The sequence below is a fragment of the Sphingoaurantiacus capsulatus genome (assembly GCF_042648405.1).
GTDB classification, from domain to species: domain Bacteria; phylum Pseudomonadota; class Alphaproteobacteria; order Sphingomonadales; family Sphingomonadaceae; genus Sphingoaurantiacus; species Sphingoaurantiacus capsulatus.
Genome location: NZ_JBHRXV010000004.1, coordinates 220,259 through 246,385, shown reverse-complemented (window position 1 = coordinate 246,385; position 26,127 = coordinate 220,259). Strand labels below are relative to the sequence as shown.

At 68.4% G+C, this 26,127-nt stretch carries 28 protein-coding genes; 13 read left to right on the top strand and 15 right to left on the bottom strand.

Annotation, left to right across the window (positions count from 1 at the left end):
* Positions 1-62: 62 nt before the first annotated feature.
* The gene (locus tag ACFOMD_RS06395) at positions 63-671 is read left to right on the top strand and encodes a DedA family protein (RefSeq protein WP_380858581.1); all 609 of its coding nucleotides are present in this window, start codon (positions 63-65) and stop codon (positions 669-671) included.
* A 53-nt stretch (positions 672-724) separates the two neighbouring features.
* Here ACFOMD_RS06395 and ACFOMD_RS06390 read toward each other — a convergent pair whose 3' ends face one another.
* The 4 genes from ACFOMD_RS06390 to ACFOMD_RS06375 form a co-directional block, all read right to left on the bottom strand.
* Entirely contained in the window at positions 725-2,071 is a 1,347-nt protein-coding gene (locus tag ACFOMD_RS06390; RefSeq protein WP_380858578.1) for a HAMP domain-containing sensor histidine kinase, read from the bottom strand.
* A complete protein-coding gene (locus tag ACFOMD_RS06385; RefSeq protein WP_380858576.1) occupies positions 2,071-2,745 on the bottom strand; it encodes a response regulator transcription factor in 675 nt (224 codons plus the stop codon). The genes ACFOMD_RS06390 and ACFOMD_RS06385 overlap by 1 nt, the downstream gene beginning before the upstream one ends.
* Positions 2,746-2,834: 89 nt before the next feature.
* Positions 2,835-3,344, bottom strand: coding sequence for a PepSY domain-containing protein (locus ACFOMD_RS06380; protein ID WP_380858573.1), 510 nt, complete (start codon positions 3,342-3,344; stop codon positions 2,835-2,837).
* A gap of 102 nt (positions 3,345-3,446) precedes the next feature.
* Positions 3,447-4,322 carry an alpha/beta fold hydrolase gene (locus ACFOMD_RS06375; RefSeq protein WP_380858570.1) on the bottom strand — a complete coding sequence of 292 codons (876 nt, stop codon included), beginning with the start codon at positions 4,320-4,322 and terminating at the stop codon, positions 3,447-3,449.
* Between the two features lie 124 nt (positions 4,323-4,446).
* Here ACFOMD_RS06375 and ACFOMD_RS06370 point away from each other — a divergent pair, with 124 nt between their 5' ends.
* Genes ACFOMD_RS06370 through ACFOMD_RS06360 form a run of 3 tightly spaced genes read left to right on the top strand, consistent with a single transcriptional unit; the run spans position 4,447 to position 7,765 of the window.
* Positions 4,447-5,253: an SDR family oxidoreductase gene (locus ACFOMD_RS06370; RefSeq protein WP_380858567.1), complete on the top strand. Its 807-nt coding sequence runs from the start codon at positions 4,447-4,449 to the stop codon at positions 5,251-5,253.
* Between the two features lie 5 nt (positions 5,254-5,258).
* Positions 5,259-6,425 carry an acyl-CoA dehydrogenase family protein gene (locus ACFOMD_RS06365; RefSeq protein ID WP_380858564.1) on the top strand — a complete coding sequence of 389 codons (1,167 nt, stop codon included), beginning with the start codon at positions 5,259-5,261 and terminating at the stop codon, positions 6,423-6,425.
* Entirely contained in the window at positions 6,422-7,765 is a 1,344-nt protein-coding gene (locus ACFOMD_RS06360) for a M24 family metallopeptidase (RefSeq protein ID WP_380858561.1), read from the top strand. Before ACFOMD_RS06365 ends, ACFOMD_RS06360 begins: the two co-directional genes overlap by 4 nt.
* Here ACFOMD_RS06360 and ACFOMD_RS06355 read toward each other — a convergent pair.
* From ACFOMD_RS06355 to ACFOMD_RS06340, 4 genes are all read right to left on the bottom strand, one after another.
* Entirely contained in the window at positions 7,746-8,024 is a 279-nt protein-coding gene (locus ACFOMD_RS06355) for a hypothetical protein (RefSeq protein WP_380858558.1), read from the bottom strand. The genes ACFOMD_RS06360 and ACFOMD_RS06355 overlap by 20 nt on opposite strands.
* A gap of 10 nt (positions 8,025-8,034) precedes the next feature.
* On the bottom strand, positions 8,035-8,370 hold the full coding sequence (locus ACFOMD_RS06350) for a hypothetical protein (RefSeq protein WP_380858555.1): 336 nt from the start codon (positions 8,368-8,370) through the stop codon (positions 8,035-8,037).
* A gap of 113 nt (positions 8,371-8,483) precedes the next feature.
* Entirely contained in the window at positions 8,484-8,924 is a 441-nt protein-coding gene (locus tag ACFOMD_RS06345; protein ID WP_380858552.1) for a hotdog fold thioesterase, read from the bottom strand.
* A 67-nt stretch (positions 8,925-8,991) separates the two neighbouring features.
* Positions 8,992-9,873, bottom strand: coding sequence for an oxygenase MpaB family protein (locus ACFOMD_RS06340; protein WP_380858549.1), 882 nt, complete (start codon positions 9,871-9,873; stop codon positions 8,992-8,994).
* Positions 9,874-9,933: 60 nt separating this feature from the next.
* Between ACFOMD_RS06340 and ACFOMD_RS06335 the strand changes: the two genes are divergently transcribed.
* From ACFOMD_RS06335 to ACFOMD_RS06315, 5 genes are all read left to right on the top strand, one after another.
* The gene (locus tag ACFOMD_RS06335) at positions 9,934-10,677 is read left to right on the top strand and encodes a helix-turn-helix transcriptional regulator (protein WP_380858546.1); all 744 of its coding nucleotides are present in this window, start codon (positions 9,934-9,936) and stop codon (positions 10,675-10,677) included.
* Positions 10,678-10,757: 80 nt separating this feature from the next.
* Positions 10,758-12,383, top strand: a complete 1,626-nt coding sequence (locus tag ACFOMD_RS06330) for a fatty acid--CoA ligase (RefSeq protein WP_380858543.1) — start codon at positions 10,758-10,760, stop codon at positions 12,381-12,383.
* A complete protein-coding gene (locus ACFOMD_RS06325) occupies positions 12,383-13,561 on the top strand; it encodes an acyl-CoA dehydrogenase family protein (protein ID WP_380858540.1) in 1,179 nt (392 codons plus the stop codon). The genes ACFOMD_RS06330 and ACFOMD_RS06325 overlap by 1 nt, the downstream gene beginning before the upstream one ends.
* Before the next feature lie 186 nt (positions 13,562-13,747).
* Complete coding sequence (locus ACFOMD_RS06320; RefSeq protein ID WP_380858537.1) at positions 13,748-16,093, top strand: TonB-dependent receptor; 2,346 nt, start codon at positions 13,748-13,750, stop codon at positions 16,091-16,093.
* Between the two features lie 193 nt (positions 16,094-16,286).
* Entirely contained in the window at positions 16,287-17,123 is an 837-nt protein-coding gene (locus tag ACFOMD_RS06315) for an energy transducer TonB (protein ID WP_380858534.1), read from the top strand.
* On the opposite strand, the gene ACFOMD_RS06310 is transcribed toward ACFOMD_RS06315, so the two are convergent.
* The 4 genes from ACFOMD_RS06310 to ACFOMD_RS06295 all read right to left on the bottom strand — a co-directional run bounded on the left by ACFOMD_RS06310 (position 17,120) and on the right by ACFOMD_RS06295 (position 20,089).
* Positions 17,120-18,028 (bottom strand): FAD:protein FMN transferase, encoded by a 909-nt coding sequence (locus ACFOMD_RS06310; RefSeq protein ID WP_380858531.1) that lies wholly within the window; start codon positions 18,026-18,028, stop codon positions 17,120-17,122. The two genes, ACFOMD_RS06315 and ACFOMD_RS06310, sit on opposite strands and share 4 nt — an antisense overlap.
* Before the next feature lie 89 nt (positions 18,029-18,117).
* Entirely contained in the window at positions 18,118-18,930 is an 813-nt protein-coding gene (locus tag ACFOMD_RS06305; RefSeq protein ID WP_380858528.1) for a DUF4198 domain-containing protein, read from the bottom strand.
* A gap of 14 nt (positions 18,931-18,944) precedes the next feature.
* Positions 18,945-19,451 (bottom strand): DUF2271 domain-containing protein, encoded by a 507-nt coding sequence (locus ACFOMD_RS06300; protein ID WP_380858525.1) that lies wholly within the window; start codon positions 19,449-19,451, stop codon positions 18,945-18,947.
* 11 nt (positions 19,452-19,462) lie between these two features.
* Entirely contained in the window at positions 19,463-20,089 is a 627-nt protein-coding gene (locus tag ACFOMD_RS06295; RefSeq protein WP_380858522.1) for a PepSY-associated TM helix domain-containing protein, read from the bottom strand.
* A 159-nt stretch (positions 20,090-20,248) separates the two neighbouring features.
* Between ACFOMD_RS06295 and ACFOMD_RS06290 the strand changes: the two genes are divergently transcribed.
* Positions 20,249-20,659, top strand: a complete 411-nt coding sequence (locus tag ACFOMD_RS06290; RefSeq protein ID WP_380858520.1) for a hypothetical protein — start codon at positions 20,249-20,251, stop codon at positions 20,657-20,659.
* A 45-nt stretch (positions 20,660-20,704) separates the two neighbouring features.
* On the opposite strand, the gene ACFOMD_RS06285 is transcribed toward ACFOMD_RS06290, so the two are convergent.
* The gene (locus ACFOMD_RS06285) at positions 20,705-21,019 is read right to left on the bottom strand and encodes a hypothetical protein (protein ID WP_380858517.1); all 315 of its coding nucleotides are present in this window, start codon (positions 21,017-21,019) and stop codon (positions 20,705-20,707) included.
* A gap of 251 nt (positions 21,020-21,270) precedes the next feature.
* On the opposite strand from ACFOMD_RS06285, the gene ACFOMD_RS06280 reads away from it, so the two are divergent.
* From ACFOMD_RS06280 to ACFOMD_RS06270, 3 genes are all read left to right on the top strand, one after another.
* Positions 21,271-21,549, top strand: a complete 279-nt coding sequence (locus ACFOMD_RS06280; RefSeq protein ID WP_380858514.1) for a hypothetical protein — start codon at positions 21,271-21,273, stop codon at positions 21,547-21,549.
* Between the two features lie 3 nt (positions 21,550-21,552).
* Positions 21,553-22,449, top strand: coding sequence for a LysR substrate-binding domain-containing protein (locus ACFOMD_RS06275; protein ID WP_380858511.1), 897 nt, complete (start codon positions 21,553-21,555; stop codon positions 22,447-22,449).
* Between the two features lie 380 nt (positions 22,450-22,829).
* Positions 22,830-23,564, top strand: a complete 735-nt coding sequence (locus ACFOMD_RS06270; protein WP_380858508.1) for a TorF family putative porin — start codon at positions 22,830-22,832, stop codon at positions 23,562-23,564.
* Between the two features lie 121 nt (positions 23,565-23,685).
* On the opposite strand, the gene ACFOMD_RS06265 is transcribed toward ACFOMD_RS06270, so the two are convergent.
* On the bottom strand, positions 23,686-24,825 hold the full coding sequence (locus ACFOMD_RS06265) for an aminotransferase (RefSeq protein WP_380858505.1): 1,140 nt from the start codon (positions 24,823-24,825) through the stop codon (positions 23,686-23,688).
* The gene (locus tag ACFOMD_RS06260) at positions 24,822-26,090 is read right to left on the bottom strand and encodes an MFS transporter (protein WP_380858502.1); all 1,269 of its coding nucleotides are present in this window, start codon (positions 26,088-26,090) and stop codon (positions 24,822-24,824) included. Before ACFOMD_RS06260 ends, ACFOMD_RS06265 begins: the two co-directional genes overlap by 4 nt.
* Between the last annotated feature and the right edge of the window lie 37 nt (positions 26,091-26,127).

Below are 26,127 nucleotides of genomic sequence, written 5' to 3'. Positions count from 1 at the left end.
GGCCCACGCCGTGTCCACCCGCTCCCGCTAGGGCGAGCGGGAGACAGCGGCGTGGGGCAGAAATGATCGACTTCATCACCCGGACCATCGAGCAGCTCGGCTATGTCGGCGTGGCGCTCTTGATGTTCATCGAGACGCTGATCCCGCCGATCCCCTCCGAGCTGATCATGCCGCTGGTCGGCGTCGCCGCCGCACGCGGCGAGATGAGCCTTGCCGGCGCCACCTTCGCCGCGATCCTCGGCGCCACCGCCGGCGCGACTATGTGGTACGCCGCTGCCCGCGCTTTCGGTCCCGACCGGCTGCGCCGTCTCGCCGAGCGCCACGGCCGCTTCTTCGGCCTTGCCGCCAAGGTCGTCGACAAGCCCGCCGCCTGGTTCGCGCGCTACGGCGGCTGGACGATCTTCATTGCGCGCATCGTGCCCGGCATGCGCGTCCATATCTCGATCCCCGCCGGCCTCGCCGGCATGCCGCTCGGGCGCTTCCTCGCCTTCACCTTCGCCGGCTTCGCCGTCTGGTACGGCCTGCTTGGTATCGTCGGCTACACGCTCGGCCTCAACGTCGAACTGATCGTGAAGCTGATCGCCTCGGCCGCGCCGTGGCTGTGGGCGAGTGTCGCGCTGCTTATCGGCTGGCGCCTGCTCGCCGCCCGCCGCGCCCGGGTCGCCTTCTGATGATCGTGCTGTTGCTCCGCTGGTGCGGCCTCTGGGTCGAGGCGCCGCGTGGGTCAGGCGGGCAGGCGCAACCGCACCACCAGCCCCGGCGCGCCGTCCGCAAGCTCTAGCGCCCCGCCGTGCGCGCGGGCGACCGCCGCGACGACGCTCAGTCCCAGCCCGAGGCCCGGCCGGCCGTCCGATCCCGGCACGCGGTAGAAGCGCTCGGTCACCCGGTCGCGATGCTCGGCCGGGATGCCCGGGCCATCGTCGGCCACCTCGATCACCGCGCCGCGCTCCTGCCGCCCGGTCAGCCGGATGCGGCTGCCCCCTGGTGCATGTTTCAGCGCGTTGTCGAGCAGGTTGGTCACCGCCTGGAACAGCAAATTCGCGTCGCCGCTCGTCGCCAATCCCTTGGCAATCTCGACATCAAGCGTCCGCCCCTGGGCTTCGATCTCGGGCGCATAGAAGTCGGCGGCATCGCGCAGCAGCGCTTCGAGATGGACCGGCTTGCGGTCGATGCTGTGGCGGCCGGTCTCCAGTCGCGCGATGCGCAGCAGCGAATCGAACGTCGCCTGCAGCCGCGCCGCTTCCGCCATCGCCGCATCAAGCAGTTCCGCCCGCGCGGCGGGATCGCGCGCCGCGCCCAGCTCGCCCAGATCCGCCTGCAATCGTGCCAGCGGCGTGCGAAGCTCATGCGCGATGCTGTCGGAGACCCGGCTCACCGCCTCGACCAGCTCCTCGATGCGCCCGAGCATATCGTTAAGCGTGTCGCCCAATTGGTCGAAATCGTCGCCGCTGCCGCGCGTCGGTACCCGGCCGGACAGGTCGCCGGCGATCACCTTGCGCGCGGTGGCATTCACCGCCTCGATGCGCCGCCCGACCGCGAGGCTCATCACCACGCCACCGGCAAGGCCCAGCACCAGCACGGCCGCGGCGCCCCACAGCAGCATCTGCTGGATCAGCTCCTCGCGCTCGGCGATGTCCTCCACGTCGCGGCCGACGAACAGCCGCGCGCCGTCCTTGAACACCTGCTCATAGACTAGCGCCTCGTAGTCATCCTCGTCGCCGTCGACATAGAGGTCGGCCTCGAAGCGCGCGAAGCCGCTGCTGGCGCGCGACGGCCAGGTGGGCAGGTTGGCGACGATGCCGCCGTCGGTGCCGGTGAAGGCGTGGAAGGCCTTGCGCTCGGAGATCGTCGTCGCGCGCTGCGCCAGCGCCGCTTCGAGCGCTCTGCGCCCGTCGACGATATAGATGTCGGCGAGCGCATCGGCCTCGGCGAGCACCGACTCCTCGACATCCTCGATCGGCTGGATCACCGTCGACCACCAAGTGACCGCGAGCAGCAGCGCCACCGAGATCGCGAACAGCGCGAGATAGATCAGCGCCAGCCGGAAGGTGAGGCTGCGAAAAAGGCGCATCAGTCCGCCCTGGCCACATAGCCAACGCCGCGCACCGTGTGGATCAGCGCGACGCTCTGGTCGCGATCCACCTTCTGGCGCAGCCGGCTGACATGCTGGTCGACGATGTTGGTCTGCGGGTCGAACTGATAGTCCCACACCGATTCGAGCAGCATCGACCGGGTGACCACGCGCCCGGCGTTGCGCACCAGATGGTCGAGGATGCGGAATTCGCGGTCGGTCAGGTCGATGCGCTTGCCGGCCCGCCGCACCTCACGGCCGAGCAGGTCGATCTCCAGATCGCCGAGCGTCAGCCTGGTCGTCTCGGTCTGCACCGGCCCGCGCCGCCCCAGCGCCTCGACGCGCGCCTGCAGTTCGGACAGCGCGAACGGCTTCGCCAGATAATCGTCGGCGCCGGCGGTCAGCCCCTTCACCCGCTCGTCGACCTCGCCGAGCGCGGACAGGAACAGCACTGGCGTGGTGTCGCCGGTGGCGCGCATCGTCTGCAGGATTTTCAGGCCGTCGACGCCCGGCAGCATGCGGTCGAGGATCACCACGTCGTAGGTCTCGCCCGCGACGCGAAACAGCCCTTCGCGGCCGTCGCTCACATGCTCGACCAGATGCCCGGCCTGGCGCAGTCCCTTTGCGACATGCTCGCCGACACGGGCGTCATCCTCGACCAGCAACAGGCGCAACGGGCAGGCTCCTTCCGGGCGGCTTCGGTAGCATGAAGGGCGGGACGCTCCAACGGAACGCCCCGCCCAACAAGATCAGGTCGAAGACCTCAGTCAGCGTAGATCGACGGCAGACGCTTGCCGGTCGCCGGGTCGAGCGCGATCTCGGCGGTGCCGGCGGCAGTGGTCAGCTCGACCTCATAGACCGCGCGGCCCTTCTCGATGTCGAAGCCGACTTCCTCGACCTTGCCGCCGGTCTCGGCCTCCAGCGCGGCGAGCGAGGCGCTCAGCGGGCGCGGCGCCTTGCTGAGCTTCTCCTTGGCAAACCAGCTCGCCCACAGGCTCTCCATGCGCTTCTTGCCGCTCGACAGCAGCTTGCCGTTCGTCGCATCGACGCGCGCTTCATAGAGGGCGCCGCCGCGCACCAGCTCGATCTCGTAGAAGAGCTGGCCCTTCTCATGCTCAAGCTCGGCCTCAAGCGCGCGGGCCGACAGGCCCTTTTCGGCGATGGCGACGGCGCGGGCGATGCCGATCGGCTCGGCGGGGAGGGGCTGGGCAGTGGCGGCAATCGCGGTGCCGGCCAGCAGCAGCGCGGCGGCGGCGGGGATGAACTTGGTCATGTGAATCTCCATCGGGGGGCAGCGGTTCGATGGAGCCTAGATGGCAGGGCCGGGTGGAGGGGGCATCGCCCCCGCATTTGATCTTCGCAATCTTTGCCGAAACTATTCCGCGAGGAATGTGGTGACCTCGCCCATGAACCGCTCGAACTGGTCATGGTGCAGCCAGTGGCCGGCATTCTCGAACTCGACGACGCGGGCATTGCTGAAATGCGCGATGCGCCCGTCCTTCTCCGGGTTCGACGCCCAGCTGTCGGCGCCATAGAGCAGCAGGGTCGGGCAGCTGATCGCCGCCCACAGTTGCTCGATCTCCGCCTGCGGGATGTCGTTGAACGGCCAGACGTTGAGGTGGTTGTCGAACTTCCAGCTCCACGTCCCGTCCTCGTTGCGGCTGATGCCGTGCACGGTCAGGTGGCGGGCCTGCTCGTCGGTCAGATAGGCATTCTCCGCCTTCATCCGCGCCAGCGCGTCTTCGAAGGTGGCATAGCGCTTGGGCAACCGGCCGGCGGCGGTGCGCTTGTCGGCGATCCACTTGCGCCAGCGCTCGGCGAACGGCGTCTGCGCCCGATCGGCGAGCACTTTCGGCGACGGCCCCAGCCCCTCGATTGCGACGAGCTTGCGCACCTTCTCCGGATAGAGGCCGGTGAAACGCAGCGAGACGTTGCCGCCGAGCGAATGCGCGACGATCGTCACCTGCTCGACGTCGAGCTGGTTCACCAGTTGCGCGAGGTCATAGATCATCGCGGTGATGTCGTAGTGCCCGTCCGGCGACCAGGCGCTGTCGCCGTGGCCGCGCAGGTCGGGGGCGATGACGTGCCAGTCCTTGCGCAGCCGCTCCGCCACCCAGTCCCAGCTGCGGCCGTGGTCGCGCCCGCCATGAACGAGCAGCAGCGGCGGCGCATCCTCATTGCCCCAGTCGGCATAATGGAGGCGCAGCCGCTGCGAAACGAAGCTGTGCGAGGTGGGGCCGTGCAGGGGCATGAAGAGGTCTCCGGCAGTTGCTGCGGGGTCATTGCGCCATCAGCGGCCCTAGTGACAATGGTCGGTTGCCATATCGGTGCGCCTGCCGCCACAGAAGAAGCGGCAGGACAAAGGGGAGTCGAAGATGGCTGATGCGTTCAAGGATCAGGTGCTGGCCGGCAAGGTCGCCTACATCGCCGGCGGGTCGAGCGGCATCAACCTCGGCATCGCGCAGCGCCTCGCGGCACAGGGTGCGAAGGTCGCCATCGTCAGCCGCAGCCAGGACAAGATCGACGCGGCGGTGAAGACCATCACCGATGCCGGCGGCACCGCCTGGGGCACCAGCGTCGACGTGCGCGACTATGCGGGCGTCGAGACCAGCCTCGCCGCCACCCGCGACAAGTTCGGCGAGATCGACGTGCTGGTCTCGGGCGCGGCGGGCAACTTCCTCGCCCCCGTCGTCGGCATGTCGGCGAACGCCTTCAAGACCGTCGTCGACATCGATCTGATCGGCACCTTCAACGTGTTCCGCGCCTGCTTCGACTATGTGAAGAAGCCCGGCGCCTCGCTGATCGCGATCACCGCGGGACAGGGCACCCATCCGATGATGTTCCAGGCACACGCCTGCGCGGCGAAGGCGGGCATCAACATGCTGACCCGCGTGCTGGCGATGGAGTGGGGCCCGGCGGGCATTCGCGTCAACGGCATCTCGCCCGGCCCGATTTCGGAGACCGAAGGCATGCAGCGCCTCGCCGCCTCGCCGGCCGCCGAAGCGGCGCTGAAGGGCCGCATCCCGCTGCGCGATTACGGCACCAAGCGCGACATCGCCGACATGGCGCTCTACCTCGCCAGCGACAATGCCGCCTACATCACCGGCGCGATCCTCGACGTCGATGGCGGCTCGTCGCTTGGCGACGCTTCGCCGAATGCGCTCACCCCGCCCAAGAGGTAAACCGCATGGATTTCGAGCTCGCCGAGGAGCATCGGCTGCTGCGCGACCTCGTGCAGCGCTTCGTCCGCGACGAGCTCATTCCGCTCGAACCCGCCGTCCTCGCCCGCGGCGCCGACGGCAAGGGCGCGGGACTGCTGCCTGAGGAGCGCGTCTGCCTCGATGCCGTGTCGAAGGACATGGGCCTGTGGAGCCTCGACGCGCCCGAGGAAGCGGGCGGCATGGGGATGCCGCATGTCGCCCTCGTCGCCGTCAACGAGGCGCTGGGCAGCACGGTGGCCACCTACACCCTGCCGCCCGACTCCCCCAATCTGCGCATGCTGATGGAAACGGTGAACGAGCCGCAGCGCGCGGCCTATCTGGAGCCCTACGCCCGCGGCGAGACGATCTCCGCCATCGGCATTTCCGAACCCGGCGCCGGTGCCGATCCGGCGGGCATGATCACCCGCGCGGTGCGCGACGGCGACGACTGGGTCATCAACGGCCGCAAGATCTGGATCACCCGCGCCGCCGAGGCCGACTTTACTATCCTGATGGCGATCACCGACGCCGAAAAACGCGCGCGCGGCGGTATGTCGGCCTTCCTCGTCGATCGCGACACCCCCGGCTTCAAGGTCGAACGCCGCATCGCCATGCTCGGCGGCGAATACACCTATGAAGTGCTGCTGGAGGACTGCCGCGTTCCCGGCTGGAAGCTGCTCGGCGCGGAAGGCGGCGGCTTCGGCCCGATGCAGGTCCGCCTCGGCACAAGGCGCATGGAAATGGCGGCGTGGTGCATCGGCGCCGCGCAGCGCGCGCTCGACATGATGACCGACTATGCGCCGCAGCGCCGCACCTTCGGCGAGCCGCTGTCGGCGCGGCAGGCGGTGCAATGGTGGGTCGCCGACGGCGCCACCAAAATCCACGCCGCGCGCCTGATGGCCTATGACTGCGCATGGAAGCTCGATACCGGGCGTGACGTGCGCAGCGAAATTTCGATGCTCAAGGTCTATGCAACCGAGATGGCGCAAGAGATCATCGACAACGCCATGCAATGTTTTGGAGCGATGGGAATGACCAAGGAACTGCCGCTGCAGCTGCTCGCGGGGCGCGTGCGCAACATGCGCATCTACGATGGCCCGTCGGAGGTGCACCGCATGGTCGTCGCCCGCAATCTGATGAACACCCGCGCATGAAGGCGCTGCTGTTCGCCGCCGGCCTCGCGCTCGGCACCGCGGCTGTTGCGCAAGGCAATTTCCGCGACACCGAGGTCGACCATCCCGCCGCCCCGCCGATCCTGCCGCTGAAGGACCAGGCGAAGCTCCGCGACGCCTGGCTCGCCGAGCGGCTGGAGACGGTGGTGCCGTCGCTGATGCGCGAACGCGGCGTCGACATGTGGGTGATGGTCGCCCGCGAATATCTCGAAGACCCGGTGGTCGCGACGATGCTCAACGCCACGAGCATGCATGCCCGCCGCCGGACGATTCTCGTCTTCTATGATCCCGGCGCCGGCAAGCCGGTCGAGCGGCTGACCGTCAGCCGCTACGGTCTCGGCAACCTCTTCACCGGCTCGTGGGAGCCCGAGAAGCAGCCCGACCAGTGGGTCCGCCTCGGCGAGATCATCGCGGCCCGCGACCCCAAGCGCATCGCCATCAACGTTTCGCCGCTCACCGCCTTCGGCGACGGCCTGACCAAAAGCCAGCATGACGGCCTGCTCGCCGCGATGCCCGAGAAATACCGCGCGAGAACCGTCCCGGCGAACGAGCTGGCGATCGGCTGGCTGGAAACACGCATCCCGGCGGAAATGGCGGTCTATCCGGACATCGTCCGCATCGCCCATTCGATCATCGGCGAGGCTTTCTCCGACAAGGTGATCACGCCCGGCAAGACCACCGCCGGCGATGTCGTCTGGTGGATGCGCGAGCGCGTCGCCGGGCTGAAGCTCGACACCTGGTTCCAGCCTTCGGTCGCCATCTTCCGGCAGGGCGAGAAGGCCGAACTCAGCGGCGACGCGGTGATCCAGCCTGGCGACATGCTGTGGACCGACTTCGGGATCATGTATCTGGGCCTCGCCACGGATACCCAGCACCTCGGCTATGTGCTGAAGCCCGGTGAGACCGACGCGCCCGCCGGGTTGAAGGCCGGGCTGGCCGCCAACAACAAGGTGCAGGACGCGCTGACCTCCTCCTATCGCACCGGGCTCTCCGGCAACGAGATGCTGGCGGCGGCGCGGGCAAAGGTGGCGGCGCAAGGGCTCAATGCGACGATTTACTCACATCCGATCGGCTACCACGGCCATGCCGCCGGCGCGGCCATCGGCTTCTGGGATGATCAGAAACCGAGCGAGCGCGGCGAGCACAAGCTGCGGCCGAACACCGCCTGGTCGATCGAACTGCAGGCGACGCACGCCGTCCCCGAATGGGGCGGGCAGTCGGTGAGTTTCCGGTCGGAGGAAGACGGTTTCTTCGACGGGACGCGGCTGCGCTACCTCGACGGGCGGCGCACCGCGTTTCATCTCATCGGCGGGAAACGCTGAACAGGCTGATCGCGATGGCGGCGATGACGCCGGTGGCGGCAACGCCAAGCAACTGCGAACTGAGCACCTCGGCCACCCACAGGTGAACGCCGACCGCGGTGACCGCGCCGCTGGCGATGGCGGCGAGCTTGCGCCACCGCGACATCGGGGCGGGGGCGGGCTCGTCAGCCATCGCATACCAGTCGGCATGGATGCGCAAGGTCACCCCGGGGCGGCGGGTGGCGAAGGGCGAGGCGGCGTTAACATCGAGGAAGGCCATGTCGATATCCTCAAGCGGGGCAGCCGGTGGGGTGATCGCTGCGGAACAGCGACCAGAGCGTCTGAAGCTGAAGCTCGCTGACGCCGGCGCGCAGCGCGGCGTCGATCTGCCGGCGCGACGGCAGGCGGGCGTGGCCGAGCAGCACCGCGAGACGTCGCAGCGCCTCGAGTTGCGGGTTGGCCAGCGGCAGCCGGTCGGCGCGCCCCAGCAGCCAGCGCATCATCTGCGACCGGCCGCTGTTCAGCGAGCTCAACGGGTCCGATGCACCCAGCCGCACAGCCGCCGCTTCGGCCTTGTCAAAGACCGGGGTGGGGGCGTCGAAAGCGGCGGCGGCAGGCAGAAACATCGGGTCGGCTCCGGAAAACGTCAGGCCGACGGGGGCGTCGGCATGAGTTGTTACGGGACAGACTCGTTAACGGATGCAGGCCTCGGCGATTTAGGCCGCGGAAATGATAATTTTCAGGTCGTGCGCTGCGTCGGGATGACAGCGAGCGTCATGCGGCCAAGACAGACGAGGCGGTCCTCCTCGTCGGTCACCCGCACCGTCCACACCTGCGTGGTGCGCCCGCGCGATTCCGCGGTGGCGACGGCATAGACGAAGCCGTCCTTCGCCGGGCGGATGTGGTTGCCGTTGATCTCCATGCCGACCACGCCGAACTGGCTGTGATCGACGGTGCTTGCGCCGCCGACCGAGGCGATGGTCTCGATCAGCACCATCGAGGCGCCGCCGTGCAGCCGGCCATAGGGCTGGCGGGTGCGCTCGTTGACCGGCATGCGCGCCTTCAGCCAATCGTCGCCGGCGTCGACGAACTCGATGCCGACGAAGCCGGGCATGAAGCCTGCGCCGAACGCGGTGAGCTGCGCCAGGTCCACCGTGCCGCCGTGCCAGATCGCCGCCATCGAAACGCTCCTCGAAGTTTCGACCCGCTATGCCGCAGGCGAGGGCGTCGGCGAACCGCGAAAAGCGTCAGTGGCCGTAGAGCTGGCGAAGCGGCAGCCCGACGCGCTTCGCCGCCTGATAGGGCGGGGTGCCGGGGATGGGGATACGGTCGGCGATGGCGCCGAGCGTCCGCACCAGCCGCTTCTCGAAGCCGCTCAGCCGCCACTCCGGCCCCAGCTCCAGCCGCTCGATCACCCATTCGGGCAGCAGCTCGACGCCGGCGCGGACCAGCAGCCGCTGCAGCGGGCGCAGCGGGCCTTTGAGGCCGATGCGCGTCGTCATGATCGACAGGAACTCGTCGACGATCGGGTGTGGCTCGAGCAGCGGCCGCATCGCCTCGACCTGCGCCTCGCACTCGGCGACCGATCGCGGCGCGCCGGTGGCGCCGAACAACTGCCCGCCGATCTCCGATTCCGCATAGGCCCGGTCGCGCTCGGCGCGGGAGAGTGTGTTGGCGAACCGCGAATAGGCCTCGATGAAGCCATAGGACGCGGTGGCCTGCACCCAGTCGAGCAGCACGGGGTCGTTGGCGAAATAGGGCAGGCCGCCCGGCGTCTCGCCCTTCACCTTGTCGTGCATGCGCACCACGCCCTTGATCACCTGCCGCGCGACATTGGCCGGCGCGTAGAAGGTGACGTGGGTCGCGAGGCCGGTACGGCGGATGCGGGTCAGCGGGTCGGTCGGGAAGATCGAATGGCCCCAGACGCCCGACCGCACCCGCGGCTCGGCGAGCTCGAGCAGCACCGCGGCGACGCCGCCGATGAACAGCGAGATCGGGTTCTTGAACACCCGCCACGAGATGGAATCAGGCGCATAGAGCGCGGGCGCGCCGGCGGGCGACGTGAAGTCGATGCTCGGCATGCCGCGCGATGTGCGCTTCGCTGCCCAGTTGATCGGTTCGGCATTCATGGCATCTAGATTGGCGATGCGGCGCTAAGCTGCAAGCTGGCGGGCGTGGCAGGAGGACAAGTGGGTCTCGATAGCGAGCAGGGCTGGCAAACGGTCGAGGCGCTGGTCGACGCGGTGGCCGACGTCGGCGCGGCCAATGGCCTGCCCTTCGTCGCCGCGCAAAGCGACCTCGGCGACCCCGGGCCGATGAGCGACGCCCACGGACAGCCGTATGGCGAGCAGCGTCTTCGCTGGATCGACGAGGCCAGCCCCTATTGGCGCAACCGCCGCCTGGCGCTCGACGCGCAATTCCTCAACGCCGCCCGCGTCACTGCCGAGCCTTTCTTCTATACCGGCGGCAAGCTGGCGAGCTGGCGGCCGACCGCCCTGCTCGACGGCTTCGATTGCCACAACGTCACTGAGGCGACCGGCATCGCCGCCGCGATCATCGCCCCGGCGCATCTGCCGCGCGGCCGGCTCGGCGCGGTGGTGTGGGTGGCGCGCCATCCCATCGACGTGCGCGCCGTCTTCGCTGCCGAGGCGGAACGCTGGCAGGCGCTGGCGCTGAAGCTGGTCGCCGCGCATGCCGAGGTGACGACGAAGCGCCCGCTCACCGGCAAGCTCAAGACCTTGAGCCGCCGCGAGGTGCAGTGCCTGCGCTGGGCGGCGGCGGGCAAGACCGACGGCGAGATCGGCATCATCCTCGGCCTGTCGGTCTCGACCGTCCGCTTCCACCTCAGGAACGCCGCCACCAAGCTCGGCACGACGGGGCGCGCGCAGGCGATTCAGACCGCCGCCGGCCTCGGCTTCGTCGGCGCGCGATAAGCTACGACGTGTAGCAGGCTGGCGAAGCGCCGCCCGATCGCGCATCCTCCCGGTCAACGAATGACCTGGGGAGGCCATCGATGACCACCGACACGCTCGACCGAACCGCCGGCCGCTGGACCGACACCAGCCAGATGCGCACGCTCGCCGACATGGCGCGCTACCACGCGGCGGTGCGCGGGACCGAAACCGCCTTCGAGTTCGAAGGCCGCAGCACCAGCTTCGCCGGCTTCGACGCCGCCACCAGCCGCGTCGCGCAGGCGCTGATCGCCGAAGGGCTGAAGCCGGGCGACCGCATCGCCTATGTCGGCAAGAACAGCGACCATTATTTCGAGCTGCTGTTCGGCGCGGCGAAAGCGGGCGTGGTGATGGCCCCTGTCGGCTGGCGTCTCGCCGGGCCGGAGATCGCCTATATCATCGCCGATACTCGCGCCCGCCTGCTGTTCGTCGGCACCGAGATCGCCGACACCATCGCCGCCGAAACCGGCAACCTGCCCGCTGTCGAGCGCTTCGTGGCGATGGAAGGATCGGCGAACGGCTGGACCAATTACGAGACGTGGCGCGACGCGCACCCCGCCGTCGATCCCGAATTGCCGACAAAGCCCGGCGACGTGACGTTGCAGCTCTACACCTCGGGCACCACCGGCCACCCGAAGGGCGCGATGCTGACGCACGGCAATCTGCTCGACGGCCGTACCGAGGCGGCGGCCTCGGACGATCCGCGCCTGCAATGGTGCAAATGGGACGACAGCGACGTCAGCCTCGTCGCGATGCCGGTGGCGCACATCGGCGGCACCGGCTGGGGCATCATCGGGCTCTACAATGGCGCCAAGGGCATCGTCGCGCGCGAGTTCGACCCGTTCAAGGTGCTCGACTTCATCGAGCGCGACCGCGTGTCGAAAATGTTCATGGTGCCCGCCGCCCTGCAGATCGTCGTGCGCCAGCCGCGGGCGCGGGAGATCGACTACAGCCGGATGCGCAACATCCTCTACGGCGCCTCGCCGATCCCGCTCGACCTGCTGCGCGAGTGTATCGAGATCTTCGGCTGCGGATTCGTCCAGCAGTACGGCATGACCGAGACGACCGGCACTATCGTCTACCTGCCGCCGCAGGATCACGACCCGGCCGGCAACCAGCGCATGCGCTCCGCCGGCCTCCCGATGCCCGGCGTCGAGCTCGCCATCCTCGGCCCCGACGGCGAACATCTGCCGGTCGGCGAGGTCGGCGAGGTGGCGACGCGTTCCGCCGCCAACATGGCCGGCTACTGGAACCTCGACGAGGCGACGAAGAAGACCATCGCCGCCGACGGCTGGCTGCGCACCGGCGACGCCGGCTACATGGACGCGGACGGCTATCTCTTCATCCACGACCGGGTGAAGGACATGATCATCACCGGCGGCGAGAACGTCTATCCGGCCGAGGTCGAAAGCGCCGTCTACGGTCACCCCGCCGTCGCCGAGGTCGCGGTGATCGGCGTCCCCGACCCGACGTGGGGCGAGGCGGTGAAGGCGGTGGTGGTGCCGAAGCCCGGCATGACCATCGATGTCGCCGACATCATCGCCTTCGCGCGCGGCCGGATAGCCGGCTTCAAGGTGCCGAAGTCGGTCGACGTCATCGCCGCGCTGCCGCGCAACGCCTCCGGCAAGATTCTGCGCCGCGAACTGCGCGCGCCCTATTGGGAAGGCCGCGAGCGGCAGGTGAACTGATGCAGCTTGAATTGAATGACGCCGACCGCGCCTTCCAACAGGAGGTGCGCGACTTCATCGCCGCGAATTTGACGCCCGAGCTGCGCGATGCCGGCCGGCGCATGACCAGCGTGTTCGTCGAAAAGCAATGGAGCCTCGCCTGGCAGCGCATCCTTCATGCGAAGGGCTGGGCGGCACCCGCCTGGCCGGTCGAATTCGGCGGCCCCGGCTGGACCGACACGCAGCGCTACATCTTCGATGCCGAATGCGCCCGCGCCGGCGCGCCGCATCTGTCGCCGATGGGGCTGAAGATGGTCGCACCGGTGATCATGCGCTACGGCACCCCCGAACAGCGCGCCTACTACCTCCCGCGCATCCTCGCCGGCGAGGATTATTGGTGCCAGGGCTATTCGGAGCCCGGCGCCGGCTCCGATCTCGCGCGGCTTCAGATGCGCGCGGTGTCGGACGGCGACGACTATGTGCTCAACGGCTCGAAGATCTGGACGACGCACGCCCATTTCGCCAACCGCATCTTCTGCCTCGTCCGCACCTCGACCGAGGGCAAGCCGCAGCAGGGGATCACCTTCGTCCTCGTCGACATGGATCACCCCGGCATCAGCGTGGAGCCGATCATCACGCTCGCCGGCGAGCATGAGGTGAACCAGGTCTTCTTCGATGACGTGCGCGTGCCCAAGGCCAATCGCCTCGGCGAAGAGAATGACGGCTGGTCGGTCGCCAAATATCTGCTCGAGTTCGAACGCGGCGGCGGCGCCGCCCCCGGCCTCTACGCCGCGCTGCGCCGCGTGCGCGCCATCGCCGCGGTCGAAGGCGTCGACGATCCCGATTTCCGCCGGCGCCTCGCCGAAGCCGCGACGGTGATCGACGCCATCGCCATGACCGAACGGCGCGTGCTCGGCGCGCTGGCCACCGGCAGCAACCCCGGCCCGATCTCCTCGATCCTGAAGATTCAGGCGACCGAGGCGACGCAGCGGCTCGACGAGCTGGCGGTCGAGGCGAGCGGCCATTATGCCGCCGCGCAGCCGGTCGTGCCCGAACCCGGCCGCAACGACGGCAGCATCGGCCCCGAGCATGCCGGCATCGCGGTCGCCCGCTACCTCAACAACCGCGCCGCCTCGATCTACGGCGGCTCCAATGAAATCCAGCGCGGCATCGTCGCCAAGACGGTGCTCGGCCTCTAACGAAACCGCCCTCATTCCGGCCGGTCTCGCCGCGCGCAGGTGCGGCGGGGCCGTCCGCGCGACCGATTCTCAAAGAACTCGCGAGGGATTTTTAGAAACACTCCGTAACAAAATGCCTTGACGAATCTGCGAACGCCTCTCAATAGCGCAGCAATTGATATTCATTTGCACAAAGGGGCAATCTTCATGGCCGACGACCGCAACTATGGATCGAGCTACCTGGCGCTGACCTGCGCCGGCTTCGCGGCCATGCTGACGCCCACCGCGGCGCTGGCGCAGGACGCCGCCGAGGCGGCGCCGACGACCTTGAAGGGCGTCACCGTCACCGACACCGCGATCGAGGATGAGACCAAGTCGGAAGAGCTGGCGTCGCCGCGTTACACCCGCCCGCTGCTCGATACGCCGCAGACCGTCACCGTGATCACCGATCAGGTGCTGCTCGAACAGAACCTGCTCACCCTGCGTGACGCGCTGTCGACCGTTCCGGGCATCACCTTCGGCGCCGGCGAAGGCGGCGGCGGCTATGGCGACAGCATCAACCTGCGCGGCTATTCGGCGAACGGCGACATCCTCGTCGACGGCGTCCGCGACAGCGCGCAATACACCCGCACTGATCCGTTCAACCTCGAGCAGATCGAGGTGTCGAACGGCGCCAACAGCGTCTACTCGGGCACCGGCTCGGTCGGCGGCACGATCAACCTCGTCAGCAAGGTGCCGGCCCGTCGCGACGCGACGACGGTCACCGCGGGCATCGGCACCGACAATTATTATCGGGCCACCGCCGACGTGAACAAGGTGTTCGGCAACCTCGGCTTCCGCGTCAACGCGATGTACCACGAGAATGACGTGCCGGCCCGCGACGTCGAGCGCTACAAGCGCTGGGGCATCGCGCCGTCGCTGACCCTCGGCCTCGACGAGCCGACGCGCCTCACCATCTCCTACGTCCACCAGGAGGACGACAACACCCCGCAGTACGGCGTGCCCTACTACAAGAACGCGGTGAACGACGGCCCGCTGCCGGGCGCCGACCGTGAGGGCTATTACGGCTACGCGGATGTCGATGCGCAGGAAACCAGTGTCGACAGCGTCACGGCGATCTTCGCGCATGACTTCAGCGAGACGCTCGGCATCCGTAATCTGGCGCGCTACCAGAAGGTCACGCAGTTCGTGCTGCTCAACCCGCCGCAGGGCACCTACTGCCTCGCCAACGGCCGCCTGCCGACCGGCGCGGTCTGCGCCGCGCCGACCAACGCGCCGGGCACCTACTACCCGAGCGGCCCGCGCGGCACGACGCGCGACAGCGTCAACGACCTCTTCTACAACCAGCTCGACCTCAACGCCGAGTTCGATACCGGCGGCATCACCCACTCGCTGGTGGTCGGCGGCTCCTTCTCGAAGGAGGATTACCACCTCGACAGCGGCAACTCGCTGCGCAATCCGCTCGGCGCCACGCCGAACCCGGCGCTGCCGACGATCAACATCGCCGACCCGAACCCGATCTACGGCGGCCCGGTGAACTTCATCCGCACCGCCGCGACCGAGGGCGATCTGGAGGCCTGGGCGGTCTACCTGTTCGACACCATCGCACTCAACGAGCAGTTCGAGATCAACGGCGGCATCCGCTACGAGGATTCGGACAACCGCGTCACCAGCCTGTCCTACGCCAACAGCGGCGCGCTGACCGCGGCGCCGAGCACCTTCGGCGGCAACGACAAGCTGTTCTCGTACCGCGTCGGCGCCGTCTACAAGCCGGTGCCCAACGCCTCGATCTATATCGCGACCTCGAACTCCGAGAATCCATCGCGCACCAGCGTCAACGGCGGTTGCACGCAGAGCGTTACCCCCGTCGCCGGCGCCCCGGCGGTCACGGTTAACCTCTGCAACATCGAGCCGGAACAGGCGAAGAGCTACGAGGCGGGCATCAAGTGGAACCTGTTCGAGGACCGCTTGCAGCTGAACGGCGCGCTGTTCCGCAACGAGCGCAGCAACTACCGCGTCGCCTCGAACGACCCGACGCTTCCCGATCCGGTGCTCGACGGCAAGTCACGCGTCGACGGCTTCGCGCTCGGCGCCTCGGGTGAGGTCAACGACCGCTGGACGATCTTCGCCAACTACACCTACCTCGACAGCAAGGTGGTGCAGAACATCTCCGATCGCTGCCGCGACAATCCGGCGGCGGCGGGCTGCGGCACCGTGGTCGACGTGACGGCGGGCAACCCGCTCACCAACACGCCGAAGCATTCGGGCAGCCTCTGGACGACCTATGAGATCTTCGACGGCTTCAGCCTCGGCTACGGCTTCACCTATCAGGGCAGCTTCTTCCTCAACAACGGTGCCGCGCCGCTGTTCAAGTCGGACGATTATTGGGTGCACCGCGCCTATGCGTCCTACGAGATCACCGAGGGCGCCAGCCTGCAGCTCAACGTCACCAACCTGACGGACGAGACCTATTACACGCGCATTCGCAACAACGGCTGGGCGACCCCGGGCGAGGGCCGCGCCGCGATCCTCACGCTCAACTACGCGTTCTAAGCATCCTCCCCGTCCCCTCGCTCGCCGCGAGGGGACACAGGACGTCCCCCTCGGGCCCGGTTCGCCGGGCCCTTTTTTTGACCCATCTTAAGGCTTTTTGTCTGCGTCTCCGATATTGCGATTGATGTGCAATAGGCGGAGGTCTATGAGTGCGCGCGAAGAAGGGGCAGGCATGGCGAGTCTCGCGATACCGATGGCTGACGGAGCGGCGCCTGCTGCTGCCGCGCCGTCACGCGCCGCGCCTCCGGCATCCGTTGAGACGCAGATTGCCGAGAGCGCCGCCGGCTTTGCCGCGGGCGGCGGCCACAACTGGGCGGCGATCGGCGTCATCGGTGGCCTCCACGCTGCGGTCATCGGCCTGTTGCTCACCACCGGCGCGATCCACCTCGGCAACGCGCCGCCGCCGGTGCATGTCAATTTCGTCGAGGAAGTGATCCAGCCCGAGGATCAACCGCCGCCGCCCGTCGAGCTGGAGCCGGTGCAGACCGAGGTTTTCATCCCCGACGTGATCGTCGAGGCGGCGCCCCCGCCGCCGCCGACCATCACCGCCAGCCCCACCCCGCCGGCGCCGAAAGTGGTGGCGGCGCCCACGGTTCGCGTCAGCGAAGCGCCGGTCATCCCGCCCGATTTCACCGCCGATCAGCTCAACAATCCTGGGCCCCGCTACCCGTCGGCCTCGCGCCGCGCGCGCGAGCAGGGGACGGTGATGCTGAAGGTACTGGTCTCGCCCGACGGCCGCGCGCAGGAGATGCTTGTCGCCACGTCGAGCGGCTTCGTGCGCCTCGATGAAGCGGCGATGGCGACCGTGAAGCGCTGGGCCTTCCTCCCCGCCAAGAAGGCCGGCAAGGCGGTTTCGGCCTGGGTGCTGGTGCCGGTCACCTTCGCGATCGGCCCCGGCGACGGCGGTCATGGCCGCGGCGATCGCGGTCGCGGGGGCCGTGGCGACCGCGACGACCACCACCGCGGCGATCATGGTCCGCGCGGCCCCGAGGCCGAGACGCCGGGCACCGCGCCCGAGCCGACCAACTAATCCAGCATCGCCCCGAACGCCGGCGTCATCCGCTCGACGAAGCCGCCGTCGCGCTCGAGCATGAAATGCGCCGCCACGCCCCGCAGGCTGGCGAACTCGAGCCCCTTTACCGGCCCCAGCACGGTCAGCGCCGTCGCCATCGCGTCGGCCGCCATGCAGTTCGGGTGCAGTACCGTCACCGAGGCGAGCGCGTTGTCGACCGGCCGGCCGGTGCGCGGATCGAGCGTGTGCGCGAAGCGCTGCCCGCCCGCATCGAAGAAGCGGCGATAATTGCCCGAGGTCGCGATGGCGAGCCCGTGCAGCGCCGCCACGATCGGCGTCATCGCGATCCCCGGGGGCGCCTCGATCTCCACCCACCAGGGGCTGCGATCGGGCTTCAGGCCTGCGCCGGTCAGTTCGCCACCGACCTCGACCAGGTAATTCTCGACGCCCGCCGCGCGCAACGCCTCGGCGGCGGCATCGACGCCATAGCCCTTGGCGATCGACGACAGGTCGAGCCGCAGCCCGCCCGGCTGCTGCACCGCGCGGCGCTTGCGGTCGATCTTGAGCCGCTGCCAGCCCGCCGTTGCCAGCGCTGCCGCGATATCGGCGTCGAGCGGCGGCAGCTCCAGCGGCGCCGTCGGGCCGAAGCCCCACAGGTCGACCAGCCGCCCGGCGGTCGGGTCATAGGCGCCGTCGGTCGCCTCGGCGAGCGCCAGCGCATGGTCGAGCACCGCGAAGAACGCCGGCGGGAGTTCGCGCCAGCTGCCTGCGGCTGCGCGGTTGAAGCGGCTGATGTCGGAGCCCGGCTCCCAGTCGCTCATCTCGGCGACCACGCCGGAAAGCGCTGCTTCGACAGCCGTCTGTAAATCCGGCAGCCTTGCCTCATCCTCGACGACAACTCTCGCGCACCAGCTCGTCCCCATCGTCTCGCCGCCCAAAGCGGCAACGCGCCCCGCCGGTGCGATACCGGCGGAGCGCGTCAGGTCGCGCGGAACGAGGATGCGACGGTCGGCTATTGCGACATCACTTCGAGCGTGGCGACGTAGCTCAGCCGCCGCGACTTCGCCTGCGGCACCGACGTCTTGTTGTCCTGTGCCGAGGCCTCGATCCAGTACATGCCGGCGGTCGGCCAGGTGACGCTGAACTTCCCTTCCGCGTCGGTCTTCACCTTCACGTCGCCCAGCTTGTCGCGATAGCGGATGCCGCCGGGGACGACCTCGACCTCGATGTCCTTCGCCGGCGCGCCATCGATCAGCAGCTGGAAGGTCGCCGCCTCGCCCGCGACGATGTCGTTCGGGTGGGTGACCGGCACCATCTCCATGCCCTGGCCGGTCGGCTTCAGCGCGTCGGTGCTCGGCGCCTTGGCGGTCACGAAAGTCTCGACGCGGCCGGCGGCCTGCATGACGTTGAGGTCGGTGGCGTTCGCCGGCACTTCCTTGGCGAAGCCCTCGGCGGTGCCGCGCCAGCGCTTGGTCTCGGTGCCTTCCTTCCAGCTCGCCGACAGGCCGGCATTGACGCTGGCGATGCGGTAGGTGCCCGGTTGCGTCAGCTGCACGTCGAAGGTGCTGCGATAGCGGCCCGTCGCCTTGTTCTGCGCCTCGACCGGCTGGCCGTTCGGCCCGATAACCTGAAGGTTGGTCAGCCGCAGCGGCTGATGCTCGAAGTAGAACAGGTCGTTCGACACCGCGGCGTCGACGGTGACCCAGTCGCTGTTGCCCGACAGCACGGTGGCCGACGGCAGCAGCCACTGGCGGTGCGCGGCGGCCGGGGTGGCGATCGCCGCGAGCGAGAGCGCCGCGAGCGTCAGATGGCGGAACGTCTTCATATTGTTCACTCCCTTCACGGCTTGATCTCGAGGCCGATGGCGCCGAGTTCGCTCGTGCCCTTGGCATTGCCCGTCGTGCGCGCCTTCGGCGGCCACTGGAACGGTACGCGGATGATCTCACGCCCGCCGACCTCGCGCGCCGCTTCGACAACGAGGTTGTAGCTGCCGGGCGCCAGGCCCTTCAGCTTGGCGGCGTTGAAATTCTGCTTGTGGCTGCCCGGCGCGCGGGTCGCGCCGGTCAGGCCGTCGACCGGGAAGGTCAGCTCGCGGCCGGCCTTGCGCCACCAGGTGCGAAGGTCACGGAGCCACTTGGTGCCCTCATTGTCCTTCATGTCGAAGTCGTACCAGACGGCGAGGTTGTTCGCGACGCTCTGGTCGGGCTTCTCGACCCACAGCGCCACATACGGCCGGTGATATTCGGCGACGTTGAGGCGCGGAATCTCGACCGACACCGTCAGGTCGGCGGCGACCGCCGGCGTGGCGGCGAGCCCGGTCAGAAGGAAAGTGGCGGCGACACGCATCGGCAAGGCCCTCACATGTGAATGAAAAGAATGGCGATCAGCGCCGGAACGATCAGCCCCAGGCCCACCGTCGGCCAGGTCATCGGCCGGTTGCGGGCATGGAGCTGCAGGAGCACGAGGCCGGTCAGGCAGAAGGCGAGCGTCGCCACCGAGAAGATGTCGATGAACCAGCTCCACGCCTCGCCGGCGTTGCGGCCCTTGTGCAGGTCGTTGAAATAGGAAATCCAGCCGCGGTCGGTCAGCTCGTAGAGGATCTCGCCGCTCTCCCGGTCGATCGACAGCCAGGCGTCGCCGCCGGGGCGCGGCAGGCCGATATAGACCTCGTCCTCCGACCATTCGCCGGGCTTGCCGCCGAGGTTCACCGAGATTTCGTCATCGACCCACTTGCGCACGTCGGCGGGCACCGCGGCCTTGTCGCCTTTGGTGGCGTTGAGCGTGGCGAGCAGCGGCGCGGGCAGCGTCGCGGTGCGCTCGCTGATCACCGGCGCCGACTCGACGGCGCCGGCATGATTGAGCGTGATCCCGGTGATTGCGAACAGCAGCATGCCGATCAGGCACACCGCCGAGCTCACCCAGTGCCAGGTGTGCAGCTGCTTGAGCCAGAAGGCCCGCTTCGCTTTTGCCGTCTTTGCCGTCATGCCCCGGAGTCGAATCCCCTTGCGGCGCCTTCATACCCATATGCGGTGTAAGCGCAACTCATTCTCAATAAGGATTCGCACAAGGCGGCGCGGCAGCATGTCACAATCAACCGCGCTATAGCGTCAGATGGGGAGAAATAGCCGCTGAGGGAGATGACGATGGCTGCTGCGAACATGGGGTGGGGCAAGTGGGTCACGCTGGGTCTGGCGGCCGCCGTCGGGCTGCTCGGCATCGGCAATGGCATCGCGATGCTGGTGATGCCGCAGACCTGGTTCTGGTCGGTGAAGGGCGTGTCGCTGACCGGCGGCTACAACGCGCATTTCATCCGCGACATCGGCATGGTCTATCTGCTGACCGGCGCGGCGATGTTCGCCGGGATGGCGCGGCCGGCCAACCGCACGCTCCTTTGGGGCGCTGCCGCCGGCTGGCTCGGCGCGCACGCACTCTTCCATCTCTGGGAAGTCGCCGCCGGCATCTGCGGGCCGGAGGCGATCGCGCGCGACTTCATGGGGGTGACGCTGCCGGGGCTGCTCGCCGCGGGGCTCACCTGGTACTCGACGCGCGACTGACCCCGGCCGGCCTCAGCGAGCCGGGGTTGCCGCGATAGCTCTGGATCAGCGGGCGCCGGCGCCGCTCGCGGTCGCGGCTTCGGCGAGCTGCACGTCGGACGGCGCGGTGCCCATCACATAGTCGATGGCCTTGCCGTCCCAGGTGCCGACGACGCGGCCGCCCTTCGACACCTTCACGCGGAAGGTCTTGCCGGTGTCGGGGTGGCGGCCGGAGATGCGCAGCCAGCCGCCGACATCGCGGGTCTCGACGACATAGCCGCTCTTCTCGTCGACATAGCGGGTCGAACCGAGCGGCAGCGCGGTGGCGGCGTTGGCGGTGAAGGCGAGCGCGAGCAGCGCGAGGCGGGCGGTCTGGAACATGGGAGTCCTTCCTGTTTCTTCGCACCCGCCGGCCTCGTCCGGGTCAGCTCTTGTGCGCTGCAACATGATGCGCTCATGGCCGGCACGAGCCATCGCGCAACGTGCAAGCCGCCTTGCAACGGTGACAAAGCATGGCCGACCCCAAAGGCCGCTTGCCAAGCACCCGCTGCGCTGCAACAATCGCGGGCAACAACAAAGGCGAGCATGAATCCAGTTTTTATCGGCCGGGCCCGGGGGCCGGCGGAGGGTTTATGTTCATTGCGTTGGTCGGCAACGACGGTTCTATCGAGATGATCGTCCCCCATATGATCGTGCGCGCCGCGCCCTGCGCCGGCGGCACCCTGGTGACGCTCAGCGACGGGCGCCGCATTTCCTCGCTCGACGACATCGCGACTTTGCGCCGCCGCGTCCGCGCGGTCGGCCACAGCGCGCCCGGCCGCACGCGGCTGCTGCGCCGTCTGTGGATCGCCGACATCTGGCACGCGGCGCGGGCGCGGCTGCGCCTGCCGCTGCGACGGGCGGCCCGATAGATCATGCGCCGCTTACCGCCGATGGGCGCGCTCGAGGCCTTCCTCGTCGTCGCGCAGAACCGCACCCTCGCCGCCGCCTCGACCGAGCTCAACCTCAGCGTCTCGGCGCTGAGCCGCCGCATCCAGGCGATCGAGACCTATGTCGGCCGACCGTTGTTCGAGCGGCTGCATCACGAACTGCGCCTGACCAGCGAGGGCGAATGGCTGCTCGATCAGGTGCGCCCCTCGTTCGAGGCGCTGGCGCAGGCGCTCGGCGATCTGAGCCAGGCCGATGCGCACAACGTCACGCTCGGCGTGCCGCCGTCCTTCGCCAGCGCCTGGTTGTTTCCGCGGCTCGCGCGCTTCAAGGCGGCGCACCCCGAGATCGATGTCAGCTTCGATTCGTCGGGCGCGCCCTTCTCCAAGCTCGGCAGCAGCCTCGATGCGGTGATCGTGTTCGCCGAGGATGTCGCCGGCGAATTCTACGCGCGCGAGGTGCGCAAGCAGGCGGCCTTCGCCATCTGCGCCCCCGGCTATCTCAAGGCCGGCGAGGACGTGCGGACGATGGTGCAGACGCGCACGCTGCTGCTGCACGACGGCCTGCCCAAGGTGCTGCCGCTCTGGCTCGCCGGCATGGGGCTGTCGGACGTGACGCCGCGCAACGTCGAACATTATGACAGCGGCCCAATGCTGCTCGCAGCGGCGGAAAGCGGCCTCGGCGTCGCGCTGACGCTTGGCGACACGGTGCGCTTCTATCCGGGCGAGGGGCGGCTGGAGCAGCCCTATGGCGAGGGCGTGCCGACGCCCTACTCCTATTATTTCGTTTGCAAGAAGTCGGCGCTGCGTGGCCGGGCGCTCCGCCGCTTCCACGACTGGATCTTCGCCGAAGCCTCCAGCGACGGCCAGGCCATCGCCGCCTGATTCTTTCCGGCGCGCGTCTTTCGCGACGCCTGCCGAATCCCGCTGAAACGAAAAAAGGGCCGGGCACTTGGCCCGACCCTCTAGTTCGATATTCCTTGGGGAGGAATGAGCACTATTGTGCATCGCAGCAGCGAAAGCACGAGCGCATTAGGTGCAATGAACGTTGCGGAAAGTGCAACGGCCTATCGATTCTAGCAATATGCACAAAGTCACTGTTGCGGAGTCGCAACAGAAGAACCCGGCTGCCGCGGATGTTGCAATTTTCTTGTTGTGCGCCGCAGCAACGATGGCAGTCTGCGCCACCGGAGGCCGCCGCACTTACAAGAGCGGTCCCACAACCCGAGCGAGCCGACCTGGATGGATCTAGGAAGGTGGGTTGAATGAAGAATTTGTCCAAGATTGCGGCGCTGCTTCTGGCCGCGAGTTCGATGCCTGCGCTGGCGCAGGAAGAAGCCAGCGAGCCGGTAACCATCACGGGTTCGGCGACGGTGGTCTCGCAGTATCGTTTCCGGGGCATTTCGCTGTCCGACGAGGAAGTCGCCATTCAGGGCGGCTTCACCGCCGCGCATGAATCGGGCTTCTACGCCGGGACCTGGGGCTCCAGCCTCGCGGGCTTCGGCTCGTTCGGCGGCGCCAACGCCGAAATCGATGTGTTCGCCGGCTATGGCGCCGATCTCGGCGGCGCGACGCTCGACGTCGGCCTGCTCTGGTATCTGTATCCCGGCACCGACGGCACCGACATCGCCGAGCCCTATGCCTCGATCACTGCGCCGTTCGGCAACGCGACCGCCAAGTTCGGCGTCGCCTATTCGCCGAAGCAGGATTCAATCGGCTCGGGCGACAACCTCTATGTCTTCACTGATCTTGCGACGGCGATCCCCGATTCGCCGGTGAAGGTGAAGGCGCACCTCGGCTATTCGACCGGCGATTCCACGCTGACGCCGACGGGCGACTATCTCGACTGGCTGGTCGGCGTCGACCTGAGCTGGAAGGCGCTGACCTTCGGCGTCGCCTATGTCGACACCAACATCACCAGCGGCGACGCCGCGGCGGCGACGTTCGACCACAATATCGTCGACTCGGCCGTCATCTTCTCCTTGTCGGCCGCCTTCTAGGCGCAGCCGCTGCGGCCGGCGCGGAGGGGCGCCGGCCGTACACCCACCGGAATCTGCGTATCGCCGGGGGGCGTTGCGCGGGGCCGGCGCCGCAAAGGTCGGGCGCCGGCCCCGTTGCGTTTCAGGCAAACAGCGTTCGCGCCCGCGCGAGACCTTCGAGTCCCGCATCAAGCGTCGCATCGGCCTTGGCGAAGCATAGCCGCACGACATGGCGCACCGGGTCCTCGGCATAGAAGGCCGATACCGGGATCGCCGCGACCCCGGCCTCGCGCACGATGCGTTCGCAGAAACTGACGTCGTCCGCATCGATGCCCGAGACAGGCAGGTCGACCGACAGGAAATAGCTGCCCTGCGAGGCGAGCGGCACATAGCCGATCTCGACCAGCCCCGCCGCCAACCGGTCGCGCGACCGCTGCAATGCCGCGCGCATATCGTCGAAATAGCCGCGGTCCTTGCCCAATCCGTACGCCGCCGCCGTCTGCAGGTTCGGGGGTGTGGTGAAGGTGAGAAACTGATGGCTGCGCGCCACCCGCTCGGCGAGGCCGGGCGCCGCGACCAGCCAGCCGACCTTCCAGCCGGTCAGCGAGAAGATCTTGCCCGCCGACCCCACCTTCACCGTGCGCTCGCGCATGCCCGGCAGCGCCATCAGCGGCACGTGGCGCCGGCCATCGAACACCACATGCTCCCAGACCTCGTCGCTCACCGCGATCAGATCGTGCCGCACGCAGGCGTCGGCGAGCAGTTGCAATTGCCCCCGGTCGAACGCCACGGCGGCGGGATTGTGCGGATTGTTGAACACCATCAGCCGCGTCTTCGGCGTGATCGCCGCCTCGATCGCTTCCGCCGTCAGCTTCCAGTCGGGCGGCGCCAACCGCACCAGCTTAGGCACCCCGCCGGCCCGCCGCACCATCGGCAGGTAGCTGTCGTACAGCGGCTGGAACAGCAGCACCTCGTCGCCCGGCTCGATCAGCGCGAGCAGCGCCGCCGCCAGCGCCTCGGTCGCGCCCGAGGTGACGATCACCTCGTCGGCCGACAGCTCGAGCCCCTGATGCGCACGGTAATGGTCGGCTACCGCCTGCCGCAGCTCAGGGATACCCCGCATCGGCGGATACTGGCTCGCCGCCCCGGTCAGCGCTGCGGCGGCCTTGTCGATCACGTCCTGCGGCCAGCCGAAATCGGGAAACCCCTGGCCCAGGTTCACCGCGCCATGCGCGCGCGCCAAGCCCGACATATGCTCGAAGATCGTCGTGCCGGGGCTCATTCGGCCTCAGGTAAATGCCGCATCGGCGCCAGCGCGATCAGGCTGATCAACCCGGCGCCCGCGAGATAGAAGCCGACCCACGCCAGCCCGCCGCGCTCGGCCAGCGCCTGCGCGATGATCGGCGTCAGCCCGCCGCCGAGGATACCGCCGATATTGAACGCCATCGACGCCCCGGTGTAGCGCACCCGCGCCGGAAACAGGCTCGGCAGGAAGGCGCCCAAAGGCCCGTAAGTGAGCCCCATCACGGCAAGGCTCAGCGACAGGAACAGCCAGATCAGCAGCAGCGATCCCGCGCCCATCATCGGCCCGAGCAGCAGCCCCGCCGGCACCGTCAGCAGCGCGCCGAGCATCAGCACGCGGCGCGGGCTGCTCCAGTCTGACAGATAGCCGGCGGCGATGATGCCGCCCGCGAGGAACAGGATCGCGCCGAGCTGCACGATCAGGAACCGCTCGCGCGGGTACCCGAGCACGGTGGTGCCGTGGCCGAGCGCGAAGGCCGTCGCGAGGTAGAAAAGCACGAAGCAGGCGACCACCGCGAAGGTGCCGCCCACTAGCGCGCGCGGATGCTCGCGGATCACCTCGGCGAGCGGCACCGCCGCCGGCTTCTCGTGCGCCATCGCGTCGGCGAACGCCGGCGTCTCGGTCAGCTTGGCGCGGACCCAGAGGCCGATCGCCACCAGCACCGCGCTCAGCAGAAAGGGGATGCGCCAGCCCCATTCGACAAACTGCGCCTCGGTCAGCAGCAGCCCGAGAATCAGGAACAGGCCGTTCGACGCCAAGAATCCGACCGGCGCACCCAATTGCGGGAACATGCCCCATCTCGCGCGGTGCCCCGGCGGCGCATTCTCGACCGCGAGCAGCGCCGCGCCGCCCCATTCGCCACCGAGCCCGAAGCCCTGCCCGAAACGCAGCAGGCACAGCAGCAGCGGCGCCACCCAGCCGACCATCTCGTAGGTCGGCAGGAAGCCGATCGCGAGGGTCGACCCGCCCATGATCAGCAGCGAGGCGACCAAGGTCGACTTGCGCCCGATCCGGTCGCCGAAATGCCCGAAGGCGATGGCGCCGATCGGCCGCGCGACGAACGCGACGCCGAAGCTCGCATAGGCGGCGAGCAATTGCGCCGACGACGAGGTCGACGGGAAGAACAAAGGCCCGAACACCAGCGCCGCGGCCGTGGCGTAGATGTAGAAGTCGTAAAATTCGACCGCGGTGCCGACGAGGCTGGCGCCGAGAATGCGGCGGGCGGGAACGGGCTTGGTGTCCATCGCCCAAGCTGTGCGCGGCCCCCGCGCAAAACTCAAC

What these genes read in the sequence shown, in the direction of transcription:
- ACFOMD_RS06270 (WP_380858508.1), top strand. Translation starts at nt 22,830, where the DNA reads ATGAAGAATTTGTCCAAGATTGCGGCGCTGCTTCTGGCCGCGAGTTCG.
- ACFOMD_RS06285 (WP_380858517.1), bottom strand. Translation starts at nt 21,019, where the DNA reads ATGTTCCAGACCGCCCGCCTCGCGCTGCTCGCGCTCGCCTTCACCGCC.
- ACFOMD_RS06275 (WP_380858511.1), top strand. Translation starts at nt 21,553, where the DNA reads ATGCGCCGCTTACCGCCGATGGGCGCGCTCGAGGCCTTCCTCGTCGTC.
- ACFOMD_RS06360 (WP_380858561.1), top strand. Translation starts at nt 6,422, where the DNA reads ATGAAGGCGCTGCTGTTCGCCGCCGGCCTCGCGCTCGGCACCGCGGCT.
- ACFOMD_RS06355 (WP_380858558.1), bottom strand. Translation starts at nt 8,024, where the DNA reads ATGGCCTTCCTCGATGTTAACGCCGCCTCGCCCTTCGCCACCCGCCGC.
- ACFOMD_RS06320 (WP_380858537.1), top strand. Translation starts at nt 13,748, where the DNA reads ATGGCCGACGACCGCAACTATGGATCGAGCTACCTGGCGCTGACCTGC.
- ACFOMD_RS06350 (WP_380858555.1), bottom strand. Translation starts at nt 8,370, where the DNA reads ATGTTTCTGCCTGCCGCCGCCGCTTTCGACGCCCCCACCCCGGTCTTT.
- ACFOMD_RS06300 (WP_380858525.1), bottom strand. Translation starts at nt 19,451, where the DNA reads ATGCGTGTCGCCGCCACTTTCCTTCTGACCGGGCTCGCCGCCACGCCG.
- ACFOMD_RS06390 (WP_380858578.1), bottom strand. Translation starts at nt 2,071, where the DNA reads ATGCGCCTTTTTCGCAGCCTCACCTTCCGGCTGGCGCTGATCTATCTC.
- ACFOMD_RS06365 (WP_380858564.1), top strand. Translation starts at nt 5,259, where the DNA reads ATGGATTTCGAGCTCGCCGAGGAGCATCGGCTGCTGCGCGACCTCGTG.
- ACFOMD_RS06305 (WP_380858528.1), bottom strand. Translation starts at nt 18,930, where the DNA reads ATGAAGACGTTCCGCCATCTGACGCTCGCGGCGCTCTCGCTCGCGGCG.
- ACFOMD_RS06370 (WP_380858567.1), top strand. Translation starts at nt 4,447, where the DNA reads ATGGCTGATGCGTTCAAGGATCAGGTGCTGGCCGGCAAGGTCGCCTAC.
- ACFOMD_RS06290 (WP_380858520.1), top strand. Translation starts at nt 20,249, where the DNA reads ATGGCTGCTGCGAACATGGGGTGGGGCAAGTGGGTCACGCTGGGTCTG.
- ACFOMD_RS06265 (WP_380858505.1), bottom strand. Translation starts at nt 24,825, where the DNA reads ATGAGCCCCGGCACGACGATCTTCGAGCATATGTCGGGCTTGGCGCGC.
- ACFOMD_RS06395 (WP_380858581.1), top strand. Translation starts at nt 63, where the DNA reads ATGATCGACTTCATCACCCGGACCATCGAGCAGCTCGGCTATGTCGGC.
- ACFOMD_RS06325 (WP_380858540.1), top strand. Translation starts at nt 12,383, where the DNA reads ATGCAGCTTGAATTGAATGACGCCGACCGCGCCTTCCAACAGGAGGTG.
- ACFOMD_RS06375 (WP_380858570.1), bottom strand. Translation starts at nt 4,322, where the DNA reads ATGCCCCTGCACGGCCCCACCTCGCACAGCTTCGTTTCGCAGCGGCTG.
- ACFOMD_RS06310 (WP_380858531.1), bottom strand. Translation starts at nt 18,028, where the DNA reads ATGGGGACGAGCTGGTGCGCGAGAGTTGTCGTCGAGGATGAGGCAAGG.
- ACFOMD_RS06260 (WP_380858502.1), bottom strand. Translation starts at nt 26,090, where the DNA reads ATGGACACCAAGCCCGTTCCCGCCCGCCGCATTCTCGGCGCCAGCCTC.
- ACFOMD_RS06295 (WP_380858522.1), bottom strand. Translation starts at nt 20,089, where the DNA reads ATGACGGCAAAGACGGCAAAAGCGAAGCGGGCCTTCTGGCTCAAGCAG.
- ACFOMD_RS06280 (WP_380858514.1), top strand. Translation starts at nt 21,271, where the DNA reads ATGTTCATTGCGTTGGTCGGCAACGACGGTTCTATCGAGATGATCGTC.
- ACFOMD_RS06330 (WP_380858543.1), top strand. Translation starts at nt 10,758, where the DNA reads ATGACCACCGACACGCTCGACCGAACCGCCGGCCGCTGGACCGACACC.
- ACFOMD_RS06345 (WP_380858552.1), bottom strand. Translation starts at nt 8,924, where the DNA reads ATGGCGGCGATCTGGCACGGCGGCACGGTGGACCTGGCGCAGCTCACC.
- ACFOMD_RS06340 (WP_380858549.1), bottom strand. Translation starts at nt 9,873, where the DNA reads ATGAATGCCGAACCGATCAACTGGGCAGCGAAGCGCACATCGCGCGGC.
- ACFOMD_RS06380 (WP_380858573.1), bottom strand. Translation starts at nt 3,344, where the DNA reads ATGACCAAGTTCATCCCCGCCGCCGCCGCGCTGCTGCTGGCCGGCACC.
- ACFOMD_RS06315 (WP_380858534.1), top strand. Translation starts at nt 16,287, where the DNA reads ATGGCTGACGGAGCGGCGCCTGCTGCTGCCGCGCCGTCACGCGCCGCG.